Raw genomic sequence first — 17,626 nt, 5'->3', positions numbered from 1 at the left:
TATGCCGCGATGCCGCGCGCGGGGCAATGCCCAACGCGCGCGGCGGCGGTCACTTGCCCCGACGCTTGCGGTGGCTTTCCATGTCGAGCACCGCGGTTTCGCCGCCCTCCGGCAGCAGGCCCAGCCGCCGGGCGACCTCCTGATAGGCCTCCACCTCGCCGCCCAGATCCTGGCGGAAGCGATCCTTGTCGAGCTTCTCGTTGGTCTGCATGTCCCACAGACGGCAGCCGTCCGGACTGATCTCGTCCGCCAGGATGATGCGGCCGTAGTCATTGTCCCAGATGCGGCCGAATTCGAGCTTGAAGTCGACCAGCCGGATGCCGACCCCGGCGAACAGCCCGCACAGGAAATCGTTCACGCGGATCGCCAGGTCCGCGATATCGTGCATCTCGTCCTGGCTGGCCCAGCCGAACGCGGCGATATGCTCGTCGGAGATCATCGGATCGCCGAGCGCATCGTCCTTGTAATAATATTCGATGATCGTGCGCGGCAGCTGGGTGCCTTCCTCGATCCCCAACCGCTTGGCGAGCGACCCGGCGGCGACGTTGCGCACCACCACCTCGATCGGCACGATCTCCACCTGGCGGATTAGCTGCTCGCGCATGTTCAGCCGACGGATGAAGTGCGTCGGCACGCCGATATGGCTGAGCAGCGTGAAGACATGCTCGGAAATGCGATTGTTGAGCACGCCCTTGCCGTTGATCGTGCCCTTCTTCTGCGCGTTGAAGGCGGTGGCGTCGTCCTTGAAATACTGGATCAGCGTGCCCGGTTCCGGCCCTTCGTAAAGGATCTTGGCCTTGCCTTCGTAGATCTGCCGCCTGCGCGCCATTCGCTTGATGCCTTCTTCGAAACGGATCGCCCCGGCCGCGACGGGATCGCGATGCCGGGGCGGGAATCGACCGCAGGCTATACGGGAAGGGGGCAGGGGGCGCAAATCGCGCCGCGCCGCGACGTCAGCGCAAGGCGGCGAGCACCAGCCGCTTCGCCTCGTGCCACGCCGCGGTGTCGGGCGTCACCAGTTCGACATGGCCGGTGCGGTCGATGGCATGGAGCGTCGCCCGGTCGCCGGCGGCGGTGGCGCGGGCGACGTAGTCGGTGGCCATGCGATAGGGGATGATGCGGTCCTGGCGACCGTTGACCAGATCCTGCGGTACGCCCAGCGGGAGCAGCCGCGGCACCGACGTGTCGGCATAGGGATCGGCCCGGCGCGTGCCGACAAGCCGCGCGACCACCGCGGTACCGCAGCCGTTGTCGGGGCTGGCGGCGGTCGCCTCCAGATCCGGCAACCCGCCCAGGCTGACGACATGGGCGATCGGCAGCGGGTTGGGCGTGTGCAGCGGGCTGCCGGCGGGAAGCCGCGCACGTCCGGCCAGCCACAGCGCCAGGTGCCCGCCGGCCGAATGGCCGATCGCGACCACGCGCCGGGTATCGAGCCGGTAGTGCGCGGCATGGTCGCGCAGCGCATCGGTGGCCTGTGCGACGTCGCGGAACGTGCCCGGATAGCCGCCGCCATCGCGATCCACGCCGCGATAGTCGATGTTCCACACCGCCACGCCCGCATCGCGCAGGTCGCCCGCCACCCAGTCCATCAGCCGCCGGTCGGCGATCGACGTCTGCCAGCAGCCGCCGTGCACCATCACCACCACCGGGTGCGGTCCGGCACCGCGCGGCACCCACACGTCCACCTTCTGCATCGCATCCGCGCCATAGGTGACCGTGGCATCCGCCACGGGGCGCGGGCGGGCGGTCAGGTCATCCCAGGTCAGCGGGGTGAAGGCGGCGGGGCGGTCTGCGGTCATGGTGGCGGGCGAGCATGATCCCGCCAGCGCGGCGGTGGCAAGGATCAACAGGCGGGGCAGGGTGGCGGTCGGCATCGACACCCCTCTTAACGGATGCGCGCGCGCCTGCTAGTCGCGGTCCACCGATGGCCAAGACCGACCTGACCGACTTTCCCGACAACCCCGCCGTGGGCACGTTCGATGCGCCGTTCGACAGCGCGCTGTCGGAGCGGTACCTCGTCTATGCGCTGTCGACGATCACCGCGCGGTCGCTGCCGGATGTGCGCGACGGGCTGAAGCCGGTACACCGCCGGCTGTTGTGGGCGATGCGGCTGCTGCGGCTCGATCCGGCCTCGGGCTACAAGAAATGCGCGCGCGTGGTCGGCGACGTGATCGGCAAATACCACCCGCACGGCGACCAGTCGGTCTATGACGCGATGGTCCGGTTGGCGCAGGATTTCGCGCTGCGATACCCGCTGGTCGACGGGCAGGGCAATTTCGGCAACATCGACGGCGATAACGCCGCCGCCTATCGCTATACCGAGGCCCGGCTGACGCAGGTCGCGATCGACCTGATGGACGGTCTGGACGAGGATGCGACCGAGTTCCGCCCGACCTACAACGGCGAGGAGCAGGAGCCGGAGCTGTTGCCCGGCGCCTTCCCCAATCTGCTGGCCAACGGCGCCAGCGGGATCGCGGTCGGCATGGCGACGAGCATTCCGCCGCACAACGCCGCCGAACTGCTGGACGCCGCGATCGCGCTGGTTGACGATCGGACCGCCGATCCGCTGGCGTTCGTGAAGGGGCCGGACTTTCCCACCGGCGGGCTGGTCGTCGATGCGCCCGCGATCATCGCGGAGGCCTATGCCACCGGCCGCGGCGCGTTCCGCGTGCGGGCGCGGATCGAGAAGGTCACGGAGAAGGGCGGTGGCTGGCATCTGGTCGTCACCGAAATCCCGTATGGCGTGGCCAAGGGCAAGCTGATCGAGCAGCTCGCCGCGCTGATCGAGGACAAGAAGCTGCCGATCCTGGCGGACGTGCGCGACGAATCGGACGAGCAGGTGCGGATCGTGCTGGAGCCGCGCAGCCGCACCGTCGATGCGCAGGTGCTGATGGACGGCTTGTTCCGGCTGTCCGACCTGGAAACGCGGGTGCCGCTCAACCTCAACGTCCTCGACAAGGATCGGACCCCGCGGGTGATGAGCCTGCGCGAGGCGCTGGCGGCGTGGGTCGACCACCAGTTCGTGGTGCTGCGCCGGCGTACCGAGCATCGGCTGGGCAAGATCGCGGACCGGCTGGAGCTGCTGGGCGGCTATATCATCGCCTTCCTCAACCTCGACCGGGTGATCGAGATCATCCGTACCGAGGATGAGCCGAAGCCGGTGATGATCGCCGAATTCACGCTGACCGACCGGCAGGCCGAAGCGATCCTCAACATGCGGCTGCGCAGCCTGCGCAAGCTGGAGGAGATGGAGCTGCGGCGCGAGCGCGACGCGCTGGAGAAGGAGCAGGGCGAGCTGACCACCCTGCTGGGGTCGGAGGCGCGGCAGCGCACGCGGCTGAAGCGCGACTTGACGAAGATCCGCGATCGTTATGGCGCCGAAACTCCGCTCGGCCGGCGACGCACCGTGATCGAGGAACAGGCCGCGGCGCGTGACATCCCGCTGGAGGCGATGATCGAGCGCGAGCCGATCACCGTCATCCTGTCCGAACGCGGCTGGGTGCGCGCGATGAAGGGGCATGTCGACCTGTCCGCGCCCGAGACGATGAAGTTCAAGGAGGGCGACGGCCCGGCCTTCGCCTTTCACGCGCACACCACCGACAAGCTGCTGCTCGCCGCCGGCAACGGGCGCTTCTACACGCTGGCGGCGGACAAGCTGCCGGGCGGGCGCGGCTTCGGGGAGCCGGTGCGCGCTTCGATCGACCTGGACGGCAGCGTGCCGATCATCGCGTTCCTGCGCGCCGCGGCCGCGCAGCGGCTGCTGGTGGCGGCCAGCGACGGACGCGGCTTCATCGTCCCCGCGGCGGAGGTCGTCGCCGAGACGCGCAAGGGCAAGACGGTGATGACCCCGCGCACCGGCGCGCGGCTGATGCTGGTCCGTCCGGTGAGCGCCGCCGACGATTATGTCGCGGTGATCGGCGACAACCGCAAGCTGGCGGTGTTCCCGGTCGGCGAACTGCCCGAAATGACGCGCGGGCAGGGGGTGCAGCTGCAACGCTACCGCGACGGCGGGCTGGCGGACGCGCGCACGTTGGTGTTCGCGGACGGGCTGAGCTGGGCGATGGGCGGTGCGACGGGGCGCGTGCGTACCGAGACGGATCTGACCCCGTGGCGCACGGCGCGCGGCGCCGCGGGCCGCATGGCGCCGACCGGATTTCCGCGCGACAATCGCTTTTGAACGCCGCGTCCACCGATGCTATGTGACGGCGCCGCACCGTAAGTCACCTTTAACGACTTAACCTTATTAGCCATCCTGATGGCAGTCGGGGCGGCAGCGAAAAGGGGGGTAGACCGTACCCCGCATGTGGTGGGGCCGGGCCTCTCCGCAAGCGAAGGCGCGCTCGAACTCATTCCGATCCCGCTGGTAATGGCCCGCCTGCAGGGTGATCATACGATATGGGAAATCCATAACCGCGCCTTCGCTCGCGCGGGGCTGGCGAGCGAGGAGGGGCTGATCGCGCTGGTCACCGATTTCCTGCAATCGGATGACCTGCGCCGGGAAGTGGATTGGCAGGCGGGCGCTGCCGTCGAGCGGCGCCACTATCGTATCACGCTCTCGCGGATAACTCATCGCCGCGACCCGGTGTGCATGGTGTCGCTGGTCGATCAAACCGCGGAGGTCCGCACCGAGGATACGCTGCGCCGCGAAATGGCGACGGACAGCCTGACCGGCCTGCCCAACCGCGGCGGGTTTACCGATGCGCTGGAAGCGATGATGGGCGCGGGCGCGCGGCGCTGGGCGGTGCTGATGATCGACCTGGAGCGGTTCAGCCGCTTCAACGCCTGCCTGGGGTCGCTCGCCGGGGACGAACTGCTCATCACCGTCGCCCGCCGGATCAAGGGGGCATTGCGTGCGCGCGACGTGCTGGCGCGTACCGGCGGGGACGAATTCGGCGTGTTGCTGGCGATCGACCAGAGTGCGCAGGAAGTCGATCATGTCGCGCGCCGCATCCGCGACGTCCTGTCGACGCCGTTCCGCCTCAGCGATTACGAAATCCGGGTGTCGTGCGCGATCGGCATCGCGTTCGGCGATCCGAGCGTGTCCGATGCGGAGGACGTGATCCGCCACGCGCAGGTGGCGATGAAGAAGTCGAAGGCGTCGAAGGTCGCCGAGGCCTATCACACCCATGCGCTGGATTCCGCGCGTGAGGAATTCGCGATGGAAACCGCGCTGCGCCGCGCGATCGAAAACGACCAGCTGTCGCTGGTCTTCCAGCCGATCTGCGACCTGGCGACCGGGCGCGTCAGCGGGTTCGAGGCGCTGTCGCGCTGGACCGACGAAAACGGCATATCCTACGATCCCGCGCGGTTCATCCAGGTGGCGGAGGAATCCGGGCTGATCGTGCCGCTGGGCCGCTGGGCGCTGGACACCGCCACGCGGACGCTGGCGTCATGGGACGCGCGCCACGGCGGCCATTGCGGGATCAGCGTCGCCGTCAACCTGTCGCCGATCCAGCTGCAGCGCGACAGCATTCCGCAGGCGGTCGAACATGCGCTGGCCGCCGCCGGGCTGGCGGGCGAGCGACTGAAGCTGGAACTGACCGAAAGCGCGATCATCGCCGATCCCGACCGCATGTCGCGGGTGCTGATGGCGCTGAAGGATCTGGGCGCGATGATCGCGATGGACGATTTCGGCACCGGCTTCTCGAACCTCGCCTCGCTCCAGCGGTTGCCGATCGACCTCTTGAAGATCGACCGCAGCTTCGTCACCGGACTGTTGCAGGACCGCGACAAGGTGGCGATCGTCCGCGCGATCCTCAGCCTGGCGCAGGCGCTGGGCATGGCCACGGTGGCCGAAGGGATCGAGACGATCGAGGTTGGGCAGACGCTGGCGGCGCTGGGCTGCAATTTCGGGCAGGGATACGCCTATTCGCGCCCGCTGGCCGCGGACGCCGCCTATCAATATCTGCTCGACCGCAACGCCTGATCGACTTCCTCGTCGGCGATCTGCGCGACCCGGGCTGCATCGGGGAAGTCCTCCGCGATCCAGCGATTCTCGATCTTCCTGAGCGTGCGGGCGACGTCCGGCCCCTTGGCAAGCCCGCGTGCCACCAGGGCGCCGCCGCCGATCGGCAGCACCGGCGGCTGCCAGTCGCGCACCGCCGCCACCTCGCCACCGGCCAGCAACAGCCGGTCGACCGCGGTCTGCGTCCCGGCGCGATAGGCAAGGGGGCGGGGGCCGTCATCCCCGACCTCGCCATTGGCCTGGATCAGCCGCTTGCGGTCCGCGTTCGATAGCTTCAGCCGCGCGCCGACGCCTTCCGCCGCCGCGGCCGGGACCAGCGCGGCAAGCCGGCGGACCGGGTCGGCGGCGATGCCGACCGCCGCCTCGCGCCGCGCCAGCGTGTCGAGCCGCGCCACGCCCTGCGCCGTGATCTCCGGCAGGACGGAGCGCAGGATGCCGCGCTCTTCCATGACCGCCACCGCTGCGACCGCCCCCGGCGCAACCAAGAGCTTCAGCAGCTCCGATGCGATGCGTTCCCGGCTGAGCGCCATCAGGTCGTTGGCGCGGGCGGTACACGCCTCCAGCGCGGGCTGGTCGAGCGTCGTTCCGAAGCGCGCATGGAAACGGAAGAAGCGCAGGATCCGCAGATGATCCTCCGCGATCCGGCGATAGGGATCGCCGATGAACCGCACGCGCCGTGCCGCCAGATCGTCCAGCCCGCCGAACCAGTCGAACAACGTGCCGTCCATGGGATCGGCGTAGAGCGCGTTGATCGTGAAATCGCGGCGTGCCGCATCCTCGCGCCAGTCGTCGGCGAAGGCGACCACCGCGTGACGCCCGTCGGTGGCGACGTCGTGGCGCAGCGTGGTGACCTCCACCACCGTCCCGTCGCTGACCGCGGTGACGGTGCCGTGCGCGATGCCGGTGGGGATCGCCCTGATCCCTGCCGCCTCCAGTCGCCGCACGACCTCGTCCGGGCGCAGATCGGTGGCGATGTCGATGTCGGCGACGTCCAGCCCCAGCAACGTGTCGCGCACCGCGCCGCCGACATAGCGCGCGTGCCCGCCCGCGGCATCCAGCGCCGCCGCCAGCCGGTCGAGGCCGGGACGATGGCGCCATGCCGCATCGGGCAGGCGCTGGCGCGCGATCCCGTTCACATTCCCCATCGCAACCGCCGCGACAGGTTGACGATCATGCCGGCGGTCGCACCCCAGATCCGGCGGTCCTGCCAGATCATCTCGTAATAATGGCGTTCGCGCCCCTGCCACATCGCCGACACGGCGCGGTGGTTCGCGCTGTCCAGCACGAAATCGAGCGGCACTTCGAACACGCTGGCAACTTCCGCCTCGCTGGGGATCAGCGCCAGATCGGGCGGGACGATCGCGACGATCGGCGTGATGCTGAACCCGGTGCCGGTGCGATAGCGGTCGGCCGCGCCGATCACCCGCACGGCATCGCGGGGCAGCGCGATTTCCTCGTCCGCCTCGCGCAACGCCGCGGCCACCGCATCCTCGCCCGGATCGATCCGACCGCCGGGAAAGGCGACCTGCCCGGCGTGCTTGCGCAGCGTCTCGGTGCGCTGGGTCAGGATCAGTCCCGGGCGCGGCCGGTCGGTGATCGGCACCAGCACCGCTGCGGCCGCCATCGCCTCATGTCCGGGCAGGTCGTCCTGATCGCTTTCGATCAGCGCGGTTTCGGCCGGGGACACCAGCGCGGCGGCCAGCCGCTCGGCCAATGCCGTCATTCGGGCTGGAGCGGAAAGAAGGCGCCGGCGCTCCACACGCCGGGTGGCGTGTCGTTGCCCGCCAGCGCGCGCTCCGCCAGGTCGTAATAGATTGCGCGCGATACCAGCGCGTCCAGCCCGCCGCGCACGCGCACATAGGGGTGGGGGCCGTCGTCATGCTCTTCGAAGCGCAGCGGATGATCGGGGCCGGCGGTGACGACTTCCCCGGTATTCAGCCGGAACGCCAGCGTCGTGTCGCGACCTTCGCCCTCCGCCTTCATCTCGACCGCGACGAACGGCGCATCCTCGACGGCGATGTCGAGCTTTTCGACCGGCGTGACGAGGACGTAGCCGCCGTCGGGCTCGCGGCGCAGAATGCGGCTGAACGCGCGCACCATCGCGGCGCGCCCGATCGGCGACCCCTGATGGAACCAGGTGCCGTCGCGCGCGATCCGCATTTCGCTGTCGCCGCAGTGATCGGGATGCCAGCGGTCGACCGGGGGCAAGCGGTCGGCATCCGCCAGCCGCGCGATATCGGCGAACGTCAGCGTGTCGAAATCGGGGGGCGACGCCATCGGCATATCCGCCAGTTAGGGAGCCGGGCGGCGCGGGTAAAGGGCGAGTGGACCGATAACCGTCAGGCGACCACCGTCACCCGCGGCCCGATCGTCCCCGCACCCGCCGGCACGCCTGGCCCGCGCGCCAGCAGGCGATGGGCCTCGACGGGGCCGGGCAGGCGCCAGCCCGCGGTTGCCTCCGCCGAAAAACCGAAGAAGCGGCCGTAATATTCCGGATCGCCGATCAGCATCAGGGTGTCGCCGCGCGTGTCCGCCGCGGCCAGCGACGCGGTGACCAGCGCGCGTCCGATGCCGCCCTGCTGGCGTTCCGGGGCGACCGCCACCGGCCCGACCAGCACCAGCGGCACGTCGCGCCCGTCGTCGCCGGCAAAGCGCACCGGCCAGCACTGGATCGACCCGATCAGTTGGCCGCCCTCGATCGCGGCGATGCTCAGGTCGGGGATCTCATCGGTCCCGGCACGCAGGCGGTAGGCGGTGCGGCCGTGCCGATCGGTGCCGAACGCACGGTCGAGCAGCCGCTCCACCGCGGTCGCATCCACCGTCGTGATCGGCACCATCTGGACCACCGCCGCATCCTGCCCAATACCGGGCATGGACGCCCGGGCGCGGGCGCTTTAGCGGGACTGGGACCGAACGCAACCGGAATGACCGTGTGATGAAGCTTTACGATGCCGCCTGGGCACCCAGCCCCCGCCGGGTACGGATGTATCTCGCCGAGAAGGCGATCCAGGTCGAGCGTGTGCCGATCGACCTGGCGGCGGGCGAACATCTGGGCGACGCCTATCGCGCGCTGGTGCCGCGCGGGGTCGTGCCCGCGCTGGAACTGGACGACGGCGAGGTGATCGTCGAATCCGCCGCGATCTGCCGCTTCTTCGAGGCGCTGCATCCCGATCCGCCGCTGTTCGGCGTCCGCCCGGTCGAGATCGCGCGCATCGAAAGCTGGACCCGTCGGATCGAGGCGGAGGGCTATGCCGCCGCCGCTTATGCGCTGCGCAACGGCGTTCCGGCCTTCGCGGGGCGGGGCTTGCCCGGTCACTGGCCGGAAGTGTCGCAGATCCCCGCGCTGGTCGATCGCGCGCGGGTGATGTGGGCCGGGTTCGCCGAGGCGCTCGACCAACAACTGGCGCAGAATGAATGGGTTGCGGGCGATCGCTACAGCTTCGCCGATATCACCGCATTGGCGACGATCGACTTCGCGCGGCGCGCCCGGCTGACGCTGCCCGAGGGGGCGGAGCATATCGCGCGCTGGTACGGCATCGTCGCTGCGCGCCCGAGCGCGGAGGCATGAGCGCGATGGACGATACGCTGGAACTGGAGGTGCACGACCTGGAGGTGCAGGTGCTCACCGGCATCTATTCCGAGGAAACGCACCTGCCGCAGCCGCTGCGAATCTCGCTCACCGTGCTGCTCGATGCGCCCGATCGCTATGCCCCCGATACCCCGCTCAGTGCGTCGAAGAATTATCTCGACCTGCGCCACGCCGCGACCGACGCGCTGGCGCCGGCGGGGCATTTCACGCTGATCGAGGCGGTGGCCGACCACATTGCGGAGACGCTGTTCCTTCAGGACCGTCGCGTTCGCCGCGTGAAGGTGAAGATCGTCAAGCTGGCGATCGCCGAGGCCGGCGAATCGATCGGGATCACGTTGGTGCGCCACCGCCGCTAGCGTCTGTCCCATTCCGGCACGTGCCGAGCTGTTCGATCACGAAGCGATAGTCGGCGCGCGCCTGCTCGGCATCGTCCGCAGAGAGTGCCGCGGTGCTGCGTTCCGGCAGCGTGCGCGGCAGGAAGCACGCGAGACGATACCACAACAGCGTGTCGCGGGCCGGAGCGGCGGCCGAATCGTCGATGATCTCGCTGGTGGCGACCGACCAGCGCGGCTGCTCGCCCGGGCGGCGCAGGATCGACAGCGCGGCGGGGCGATCGTCGCGGGTCTTGAGGAAGATCTGCGTCTCGCCCTCACCGGGCAGCGCGCCTGGCACATGGAAGGCGTTGCGTATGTCGGTCACGACCGGGGGCGCGTCGGGCGCGGCCGCCTCCTGCGCAATCCGCCGGGTCAGCGCGTCGAGCGCGGGGGACCAGTCGCGCTGTGCATCGGGGGTGACGAGCTGGAGCTGATCGGGGCGCCCCGCGACCGGCCGGGCGAAGGCGATGACGCGGCGCTTCTTCAGATTCGGGGTACGCCCGCGCCAGTCAGGCGCGACATCGACCAGCCAGCCGATTCGCGAGGGGATCGCGCCCGTGCCGCGGATCAGCGCCGCGACATCGGCTTCGACATAGAAACGGGTGTGGCCGGGGGCGACCCCGGCGGCCTCCGCCCCCTTGATCCGCGCGGCCGAGCGGATGGTCGCATCGACGATCACCGGGCTGTCGATCACCAGGTCCGCGACATCCTCGTAAACCGGCGCGGATTCAACGGCCTGGACTGTTGGGGTTTGCGCCCACGCAGGCCCGGCGGCTAAGGCCAGCAGCGCCAGCGCGAGAAAAATGTGCGGGACTCGGCGAAGCGCGGGTGAGGTCATGCGATCCGCCTACGTCAACCTTGATGAACGATACAGAAATAATTCTGTCGTGGTTCGATTGTACGTTTGTTGCGCGTGACAAAGCGTTTGCGTCGCCAAAAGCGGCGCGATAGGACTTGGCGGTCTGCGGCCTATCGCATGAGGGGCTGCGGAACGGTTAACACCCGGTCGGACAACGGTGTCCGACCACCCCAAGGGCCGCAGGATGAGGGAGTTTCGTTGCTGAATGGCCTATTCTGACCAGAAGATGAGCGGGGGCAAGATTGGCGCGCTGGTGATCGTCGCGCTGATTCACGTCGCTCTCGGCTATGCCTTCGTAACCGGCCTCGCGACGAATTTCGTCAAGAAGCAGGTCGAGAAGCTGAACACGTTCGACGTCGAGGAGCCACCGCCCCCGCCGCCGGATGAGCCGCCGCCCCCTCCGCCCGACGTGCCGATGACGCCGCCGCCGGTGGTGTCGCCGCCGCCGATCGTCCAGAACCCGAACCCGCCGCCCGTCGCGATTCAGACGGTTCCGACCCCGCCGCCGGTCTATGTGCCGTCGCCGGTCGTCGCACCGCCTGCGCCGCCCGCGCCGCCGCCGCCCGCTCCCCCCACGGTGAGCAAGGCCGCAGCGTCAAAGGGTGACGAGCTGAGCTGGTTCTCGGCGGACGACTATCCCCCGTCGGCGCTGCGCGCCGAGGAACAGGGTACCGTCGGCATCGCATGGACCGTCAATGCGCAGGGGCGCGCGGAAAACTGCCGCGTGACGTCGTCCAGCGGCTCGTCCGCTCTCGACCAGGCGACGTGTCGCATCCTGGAACGTCGCGGACGTTATTCGCCGGCGCTCGACGCCGCGGGTAACCCGATGGCGACCAGCCGCAGCCGCCGCGTGACCTGGCGCCTGCCGCAGAACTGATCTTCGCGTAGATCGACCGAACGAAACAAACCTATTCAGTCAGAGGACTAGAGCTACAATGATCATCAACATCCTCGCCGCGGGTGGGACCGCGGCAGCCGAAAACCAGTTCGGCCTGCAGCAGGCGCTCAAGGAAGGCGGCATCATCTCGCAGTCGGTGTTCACCATCCTGGTGATCATGTCGGTGGTGTCCTTCTACATCCTGTTCTCCAAGCTGTTCGAGCAGCAGAAGATCCTGAATCAGGCCAAGCGCGTCCGTACGAGCTTCTGGAACAGCACGTCGCTGCGCGAAGGTTCGGCGAAGCTGGAGAAGAACTCGGCCTACAAGCAGCTGGTCGACGACGGCCTGGCCGCTCAGGAGCAGCACTCGAAGCTGACCGACCCGGTCGAAGCGCACGACTGGCTGCACGGTTCGCTGGCCCGCTCGGAAGCCGCGATCAACTCGAAGCTGGGTGGTGGTCTGGCGTTCCTGGCGACCGTGGGCGCGACCGCGCCGTTCATCGGTCTGTTCGGCACCGTCGTCGGCATCTACCGCGCGCTGATCAAGATCGGCGCGTCGGGCGATCCGTCGATCGACAAGGTCGCCGGTCCGGTCGGTGAAGCGCTCATCATGACCGCGCTCGGCCTGGTCGTCGCGGTGCCGGCGGTGCTCGCCTACAACTGGCTGCAGCGTCGCAACAAGTCGATCGCGGAAGACCTGTCGGCCTTCTCGAACGACGTGCTGGGCTTCCTGGCTTCGAACGGTGCGGTGAAGCCGGCGGCTGCGGGCCCGGCGCCCAAGGCTCCGGTGAAGCCGGCGGCGACCACGACCGCCGGCCAGGCCGGTGGCGTGCAGACCCGCCCGTAAGATAAAAGGGGTACGCGGGGCCGCCCCTGGTGGTGGCCCCGTTCATCACCTGCCGCTGCTTCCTTGTGGTCCGAAGGATCGGAAGCGAGGCGGCGGAACGAAGGAATAGGAAAGCCTGATCCATGGCGATGAGCGTTGGCGGAAATTCCGCTGAAGAAAAACCGATGTCGGACATCAACACGACGCCTCTCGTAGACGTCATGCTGGTGCTCCTCATCATCTTCCTGATCGCGGTGCCGGTCGCCATCCAGACGGTGAAGGGCATCAAGCTGCCCAACGTCACCTTCGATCCCACCACGACCAAGCCCGAGAACGTCTCGCTGTCGGTCACCGGCAACAACGGCACCTGCCAGGTGTACTGGGGCATCACGCCGGTCACCCACCAGGAACTGCTGGATCGTGCGGTCGCGAAGCTGAAGACCGAGATCGATCGTCAGGGCGGCGCAGGCAACCCGGACCTCGAACTGCCGGAAGCGCACATCCGCGCCGACGTCGCCACGCCGTGGCGTTGCGTCGCGGGGACGATCTACAACATGCAGATGGCCGGCTTCGCAAAGGTCGGATTCATCTCGCAGCCGTCCGTCGCGGGTTAAGGAGTAGCTGACATGGCAATGAGTGGTGGCCGCGATGACGGCGAACCGATGATGGAAATGAACACGACGCCGTTGATCGACGTCATGCTCGTTCTCCTCATCATGTTCATCATCACCCTCCCGGTGCCGACCCACGCGGTGAAGGTCGACCTGCCGGTCAACGATCCGAAGGCGGTCAAGCCGCCGGTCGACCCGATCAAGAACAAGATCGCGATCGACGTGGCCGGCAACGTCACCTGGAACGGTGCGCCGGTGAACTCGACGCTGCTGCGCCAATATCTGGACCAGTCGGCGGCGATGAACCCCGAGCCGGAACTGCAGTTCCAGCCGGACCCGGCGACGCGTTACGACGTCGTCGATCAGACCCTGGCGGAGATCAAGCGGTCGAACGTCACGAAGCTGGGCTTCGTCGGCAACGAGCAATATTACCGCGACTTCTGATCGGGTGCGATCCGGTTCGCTTGCGAACCATCGGACGATGTACGGGCGGCCCCAACGGGCCGCCCGTTTTCGTTTGTCATGTTTTGATCGGTACAGGGCTTACGTCGCTCGGTGACGACCGCTGGCAAGGATCGTGCGCATATGCGTGGCTCGGCCACACGCAGACACGCGGCCTAGCCAACGGACCCACCGGGGGAACGCCTCTCGGCGGAGCGCGAAAGCAGGCGGGATGCGACGTCGCGCGCCGACCATGGTGGTTCGGTATCGCTGCCCTCGCGCTCACGCCGTAACGCCTGGTTTGGCTCCGAAGCGCCATTATCCCGACTGGGTGCAGACACTGTAAGTCGCGCCGGCCGTGGCGCGTCCAGTGCGACGAGAAGACCGCTGTCTCGATGAGGTAAGGGAAAAGTTGTCGCTTCCTGTCTCCACCGCATGACATCGCCGTTCCGGCATCGCCACGCCGGATGATGCCGGGCGCCACGTGTCACGGGCGCCATCAGTACTGGCGCTCCGCGGGAACTCGGCATCGCGAGCACGATCGGGGCCTTCCGGAGCGGATGCTAGAGCCGAGCGAGACTTCGGCCGAACACCACGTCACCGCGCTCAATGGCTCTTGCCAATATGACGTAACGATGACACTCTTCATGTCATAAAACAGTAACCGAAGCATTGGGCGGAGGTCAGTGACAGGAGACGGTGATGGGCAGGATCGTCATGATCGCAGCGGCGTCGGCCGCAGTTCTCGCCACCCCGGCGATGGCGAAGGATCGCACCGGGTATCAGGCTATCTCGGCAGGCAGCCTGTCGCAGGCGGAAGCGACGCTGAACCGTGAGCGCGCGATTTTTCCCAGCAGCCCTGAGCTTATGCTCAACCTCGCCGCGGTCTACGCGCGGACCGGCCGCATCGATCAGGCCCGCGCCCTGTACGGGCAGGTGATGGAACGCGAGGCGGTGGCGATGGACCTTCCGGACGGCGCGGTGCTGTCGTCGCATGACATCGCACGACGCGGTCTCACCCGGCTCGGATCGGCGATGGCGTCGCGGTAAATGTGATAATGCTGCCACATTAGTTGCATTGAAGACACATGCGAGGGCCGGGGGGCGAAAGCCTTCCGGCCCTATCTTTTGTGGCTGCCGGCTACGGCGCCGATGATCCGATAAAGGGCGCTATCCGCACGGGATGTTGTCGGTTACGCTGCATGCTTCGAATGGGAACAGGGGCGGTCGATGAGGATGAGGTGGCCTGTAGCCGCGGCGATGGGCGCTTTGACGCTTGGGCTGGGCGCGCCGGCCGATGTGTCGGCACAGGCGCGCCGGCCGATGGCGGCGAAGGCCGTCGCGCCGGCATTCCAGGTGCCGGTCACCTATTACACGCTGCTCAACGGGCTGAAGGTGGTGATGAGCCGCGACACCACCGTGCCGCTGGTCACGGTGTCGGTCTATTACGGCATCGGCTTTCGCGTCGAGCCGCGCGACAAGACCGGCTTTGCGCACCTGTTCGAACATCTGATGTTCCAGGGGTCGGCGAATGCACCCAAGGGCGTGTTCGACAAGACGGTGACCAATTCGGGCGGGATCAACAACGGATCGACCCGCTTCGATTTCACCAATTACTATGAAACGGTGCCCGCCGGTGCGCTGGGGCGGATGCTGTGGCTGGACGCCGATCGCATGGCGCGGCCGGTCATCAACGATGCGGTGCTGAAGAACCAGCAGGGCGTCGTCGGCAACGAGGTGAAGGGCAATGTCCTCAATCAGCCGTACGGTGGGTGGCCGTGGATAGACCTGCCGATGCTGGCCAATACCAACTGGTACAATGCGCATAATTTCTACGGCGATCTGAAGGAGATCGAGGGGGCCATCGTCGCCGATGCCGAGACGTTCCGCCGCACCTTCTACAGCCCGAACAATGCCGTGCTGGTGATCGCGGGCGATTTTGACGAGGCAGCGGCCAAGGCGATGGTGGCGCGCTATTTCGGGCCGATCCCGCGCGGACCTGCGGTGGTGCTGCCCGACCTGTCCGAACCGCGCCAGACCGCGCCGCGCGTCAAGACGCGGGTCGATCCGCTGGCGCCCAAACCCGGTTACGCGATCGGCTATCACGTGCCCGACCGCGGCACGCCCGAATGGTATGCGATGGGGCTGCTCGACCAGATACTGGTACAGGGCGAGGACAGCCGCCTGTACCGCAAGCTGGTGAAGGAAAAGCAGATCACCGGCGATCTGGCCGGCGGGATCAATGACGGCCTGGGCAACATGTTCAACTATCGCGGGCCGATGTTGTGGGACGTGTACTTCACGCATGACGCCGCGCGCAGCCGTGCCGAGATCGATGGTGCGATCGACGCGGTGATCGAGGATGTGCGCAACCGCCCGGTCAGCGAGGCGGAACTGGCGCGCGCGCGGACCAAGCTGCGTTCCAGCCTGTATGACAGTTTCAACGATCCCACGCGCATGGGGCTGGTCGATCTGCTGGCGGTATATGCCCTGTTCGATAACGATCCGGCGAAGGTGAACACGCTGCAGGCCGGGTTCGATGCGGTTACCCCCGCGCTGATCCAGAAGGTGGCGCGCGACTATCTGCGGGCGGAGGCGCGATCGACCTATCTGATCGAAGCCGGGCTGAAGCGTGAAGGAGCCGCGAAGTGATGCGCCCGATCCTGGCCAGCGCGCTGTTGCCCGCCGCCGCCGCCGTCGCCGCAACGTCGATGCCGCTGTACGCGCAGGAGGCACCCCCGCCGCCGCCGATCGCCCCGCTCAAGCCGTTCCAGCTGCCGCGCAGCGAAACCTATGCGCTGCCCAACGGGATGAAGGTGACGCTGCTGCCCTATGGCACCACGCCCAAGGTGACGGTCGACCTGCGCGTGTTCGCCGGCACGCTGAACGAGGCGGGGACGCCGTGGGCCGCGCAGATGACGGCGGAGATGCTGAAGGAGGGCGCTGGCGGGCTGACGTCGGATCAGATCGCCGATCGCGCCGCCGACATGGGCGGCCGGATCACCGTCGGCGCAGGGGCGCAGATGACATCGATCAGCACCGACGTGCTGTCCGAAAAGGCGGCCGAGGCGGTCGCGTTGATCGGCGCCATTGCGACCCGGCCGACCTTCCCGGCGGCGGAATGGGCGCGGGTGAAGGCCAATGACGCGCGTTCGCTGGCGGTATCGCTGGCGCAGGCGCCGGTGCAGGCCAATGTCGTGCTGGCGCGTACCTATTATGGCGATGCGCATCCGTACGGCACGCCGATGCCGACCGCGGCGCAGCTGGACGGTTACGGGCTGGACACGGTCAGGAGCTTCTATGCCGCCAATTACGGGGCGCGGCGGGCGCATCTGTATGTCGCGGGGCGCTTCGATCCGGTCACGGTGAAGGCGGCCGTGGCGCGCGCGTTCGGCGGCTGGGCCAGCGGCCCGGAGCGTTTGAGCCGTCCGGCCGAACCGAAGCCGGGGATGCAGGTGGTGCTGGTCGACCGCCCCGACGCGCCGCAGACGACGATCCGCATCGCCTATCCGCAATCGCTGGCGGGCAGCGCCGGGGAGCCGGCGCAGCGGGTCGGGGACTCGCTGTACTCCGGTTCGTTCAGTTCGCGGCTGACCCGCAACCTGCGCGAGGACAAGGGCTATACCTACTCGCCCTATTCGCGCGTCGGTTACAACCCGGGCGACGCGCGCTACGTCTGGAGCGCGGACATCACCACCGCGCAGACCGGCGCGGCGATGCGCGAGGTGTTCGATGAACTGCGCCGCTTGCAGACCACGGCGCCCGACGCCGAGGAGACCGAGGGTCAGAAGACCTATGTCTCCGGCATCTTCGTGTTTCGCAACGCCACGCCGCAGTCGGTGGTCGGCACGCTGGCGAGCGCGGAGAATCTGGGCCTGCCCGACAGCTGGATCAGCGGCTACATCCCCACCACCCAGGCGGTGACCGCGGGGCAGGTGCAGGATTGGGCGAAGGGGCTGCGCGCCGATCGCATGACGTTGATCCTGGTCGGCGATCTGAAGACGGTGGTCCCACAGTTGAAGGCGCTGCCCGAACTGGCGAACGCGGACCTGCGCACGGTGCCGGCGCCGCAATAGCGGTGCCG

Annotated in this window: 18 protein-coding genes; 11 read left to right on the top strand and 7 right to left on the bottom strand. The window is 68.0% G+C overall.

The features are described from left to right. Window positions 1–49 precede the first annotated feature (49 nt). Together purC and COA07_RS15345 are read right to left on the bottom strand one after the other, a co-directional pair. Complete coding sequence (gene purC / locus COA07_RS15350) at window positions 50–829, bottom strand: phosphoribosylaminoimidazolesuccinocarboxamide synthase (protein WP_066710613.1); 780 nt, start codon at window positions 827–829, stop codon at window positions 50–52. Between the two features lie 124 nt (window positions 830–953). Then, window positions 954–1,874: an alpha/beta hydrolase gene (locus COA07_RS15345; RefSeq protein ID WP_245842192.1), complete on the bottom strand. Its 921-nt coding sequence runs from the start codon at window positions 1,872–1,874 to the stop codon at window positions 954–956. Between the two features lie 50 nt (window positions 1,875–1,924). On the opposite strand from COA07_RS15345, the gene parC reads away from it, so the two are divergent. Together parC and COA07_RS15335 are read left to right on the top strand one after the other, a co-directional pair. Continuing rightward, a complete protein-coding gene (gene parC, locus COA07_RS15340; protein ID WP_066710606.1) occupies window positions 1,925–4,177 on the top strand; it encodes a DNA topoisomerase IV subunit A in 2,253 nt (750 codons plus the stop codon). 189 nt (window positions 4,178–4,366) lie between these two features. Beyond that, a complete protein-coding gene (locus tag COA07_RS15335; protein WP_245842191.1) occupies window positions 4,367–5,926 on the top strand; it encodes a putative bifunctional diguanylate cyclase/phosphodiesterase in 1,560 nt (519 codons plus the stop codon). On the opposite strand, the gene COA07_RS15330 is transcribed toward COA07_RS15335, so the two are convergent. The 4 genes from COA07_RS15330 to COA07_RS15315 are packed head-to-tail and all read right to left on the bottom strand — an operon-like array spanning window position 5,899 to window position 8,811. Then, window positions 5,899–7,110 (bottom strand): CCA tRNA nucleotidyltransferase, encoded by a 1,212-nt coding sequence (locus tag COA07_RS15330; RefSeq protein WP_096641314.1) that lies wholly within the window; start codon window positions 7,108–7,110, stop codon window positions 5,899–5,901. The two genes, COA07_RS15335 and COA07_RS15330, sit on opposite strands and share 28 nt — an antisense overlap. Next, window positions 7,098–7,688 carry a CoA pyrophosphatase gene (locus COA07_RS15325; RefSeq protein ID WP_066708711.1) on the bottom strand — a complete coding sequence of 197 codons (591 nt, stop codon included), beginning with the start codon at window positions 7,686–7,688 and terminating at the stop codon, window positions 7,098–7,100. The genes COA07_RS15330 and COA07_RS15325 overlap by 13 nt, the downstream gene beginning before the upstream one ends. Further along, window positions 7,685–8,248 carry a DUF1285 domain-containing protein gene (locus tag COA07_RS15320; protein WP_066708713.1) on the bottom strand — a complete coding sequence of 188 codons (564 nt, stop codon included), beginning with the start codon at window positions 8,246–8,248 and terminating at the stop codon, window positions 7,685–7,687. Before COA07_RS15320 ends, COA07_RS15325 begins: the two co-directional genes overlap by 4 nt. 56 nt (window positions 8,249–8,304) lie before the next feature. Next, window positions 8,305–8,811 carry a GNAT family N-acetyltransferase gene (locus COA07_RS15315; RefSeq protein ID WP_066708716.1) on the bottom strand — a complete coding sequence of 169 codons (507 nt, stop codon included), beginning with the start codon at window positions 8,809–8,811 and terminating at the stop codon, window positions 8,305–8,307. An 89-nt stretch (window positions 8,812–8,900) separates the two neighbouring features. Here COA07_RS15315 and COA07_RS15310 point away from each other — a divergent pair, with 89 nt between their 5' ends. Together COA07_RS15310 and COA07_RS15305 are read left to right on the top strand one after the other, a co-directional pair. After that, a complete protein-coding gene (locus tag COA07_RS15310) occupies window positions 8,901–9,533 on the top strand; it encodes a glutathione S-transferase family protein (protein WP_066708719.1) in 633 nt (210 codons plus the stop codon). A 5-nt stretch (window positions 9,534–9,538) separates the two neighbouring features. After that, window positions 9,539–9,910 carry a dihydroneopterin aldolase gene (locus tag COA07_RS15305; RefSeq protein ID WP_066708764.1) on the top strand — a complete coding sequence of 124 codons (372 nt, stop codon included), beginning with the start codon at window positions 9,539–9,541 and terminating at the stop codon, window positions 9,908–9,910. Here COA07_RS15305 and COA07_RS15300 read toward each other — a convergent pair. Further along, window positions 9,885–10,625, bottom strand: coding sequence for a hypothetical protein (locus tag COA07_RS15300; protein ID WP_245842195.1), 741 nt, complete (start codon window positions 10,623–10,625; stop codon window positions 9,885–9,887). The genes COA07_RS15305 and COA07_RS15300 overlap by 26 nt on opposite strands. Window positions 10,626–10,992: 367 nt before the next feature. On the opposite strand from COA07_RS15300, the gene COA07_RS15295 reads away from it, so the two are divergent. From COA07_RS15295 to COA07_RS15265, 7 genes are all read left to right on the top strand, one after another. Beyond that, window positions 10,993–11,664, top strand: coding sequence for an energy transducer TonB (locus COA07_RS15295; RefSeq protein ID WP_066708725.1), 672 nt, complete (start codon window positions 10,993–10,995; stop codon window positions 11,662–11,664). Between the two features lie 58 nt (window positions 11,665–11,722). After that, window positions 11,723–12,511 (top strand): MotA/TolQ/ExbB proton channel family protein, encoded by a 789-nt coding sequence (locus COA07_RS15290; protein ID WP_066708735.1) that lies wholly within the window; start codon window positions 11,723–11,725, stop codon window positions 12,509–12,511. A gap of 122 nt (window positions 12,512–12,633) precedes the next feature. Next, window positions 12,634–13,104, top strand: coding sequence for an ExbD/TolR family protein (locus COA07_RS15285; protein WP_083956770.1), 471 nt, complete (start codon window positions 12,634–12,636; stop codon window positions 13,102–13,104). Window positions 13,105–13,116: 12 nt separating this feature from the next. Next, window positions 13,117–13,545, top strand: coding sequence for an ExbD/TolR family protein (locus tag COA07_RS15280; protein ID WP_066708739.1), 429 nt, complete (start codon window positions 13,117–13,119; stop codon window positions 13,543–13,545). Between the two features lie 699 nt (window positions 13,546–14,244). After that, window positions 14,245–14,592 (top strand): tetratricopeptide repeat protein, encoded by a 348-nt coding sequence (locus COA07_RS15275; RefSeq protein WP_066708744.1) that lies wholly within the window; start codon window positions 14,245–14,247, stop codon window positions 14,590–14,592. Window positions 14,593–14,802: 210 nt separating this feature from the next. Beyond that, window positions 14,803–16,194 carry a M16 family metallopeptidase gene (locus tag COA07_RS15270; RefSeq protein ID WP_066708747.1) on the top strand — a complete coding sequence of 464 codons (1,392 nt, stop codon included), beginning with the start codon at window positions 14,803–14,805 and terminating at the stop codon, window positions 16,192–16,194. Continuing rightward, on the top strand, window positions 16,194–17,618 hold the full coding sequence (locus tag COA07_RS15265) for a M16 family metallopeptidase (RefSeq protein ID WP_066708750.1): 1,425 nt from the start codon (window positions 16,194–16,196) through the stop codon (window positions 17,616–17,618). The genes COA07_RS15270 and COA07_RS15265 overlap by 1 nt, the downstream gene beginning before the upstream one ends. Window positions 17,619–17,626 lie beyond the last annotated feature (8 nt).

The organism is Sphingomonas adhaesiva (assembly GCF_002374855.1).
Taxonomy (GTDB): Bacteria; Pseudomonadota; Alphaproteobacteria; order Sphingomonadales; family Sphingomonadaceae; genus Sphingomonas; species Sphingomonas adhaesiva.
The sequence above is the reverse complement of the archived record's forward strand: the minus strand, read 5'-3'. Positions and strand labels throughout refer to the sequence as shown.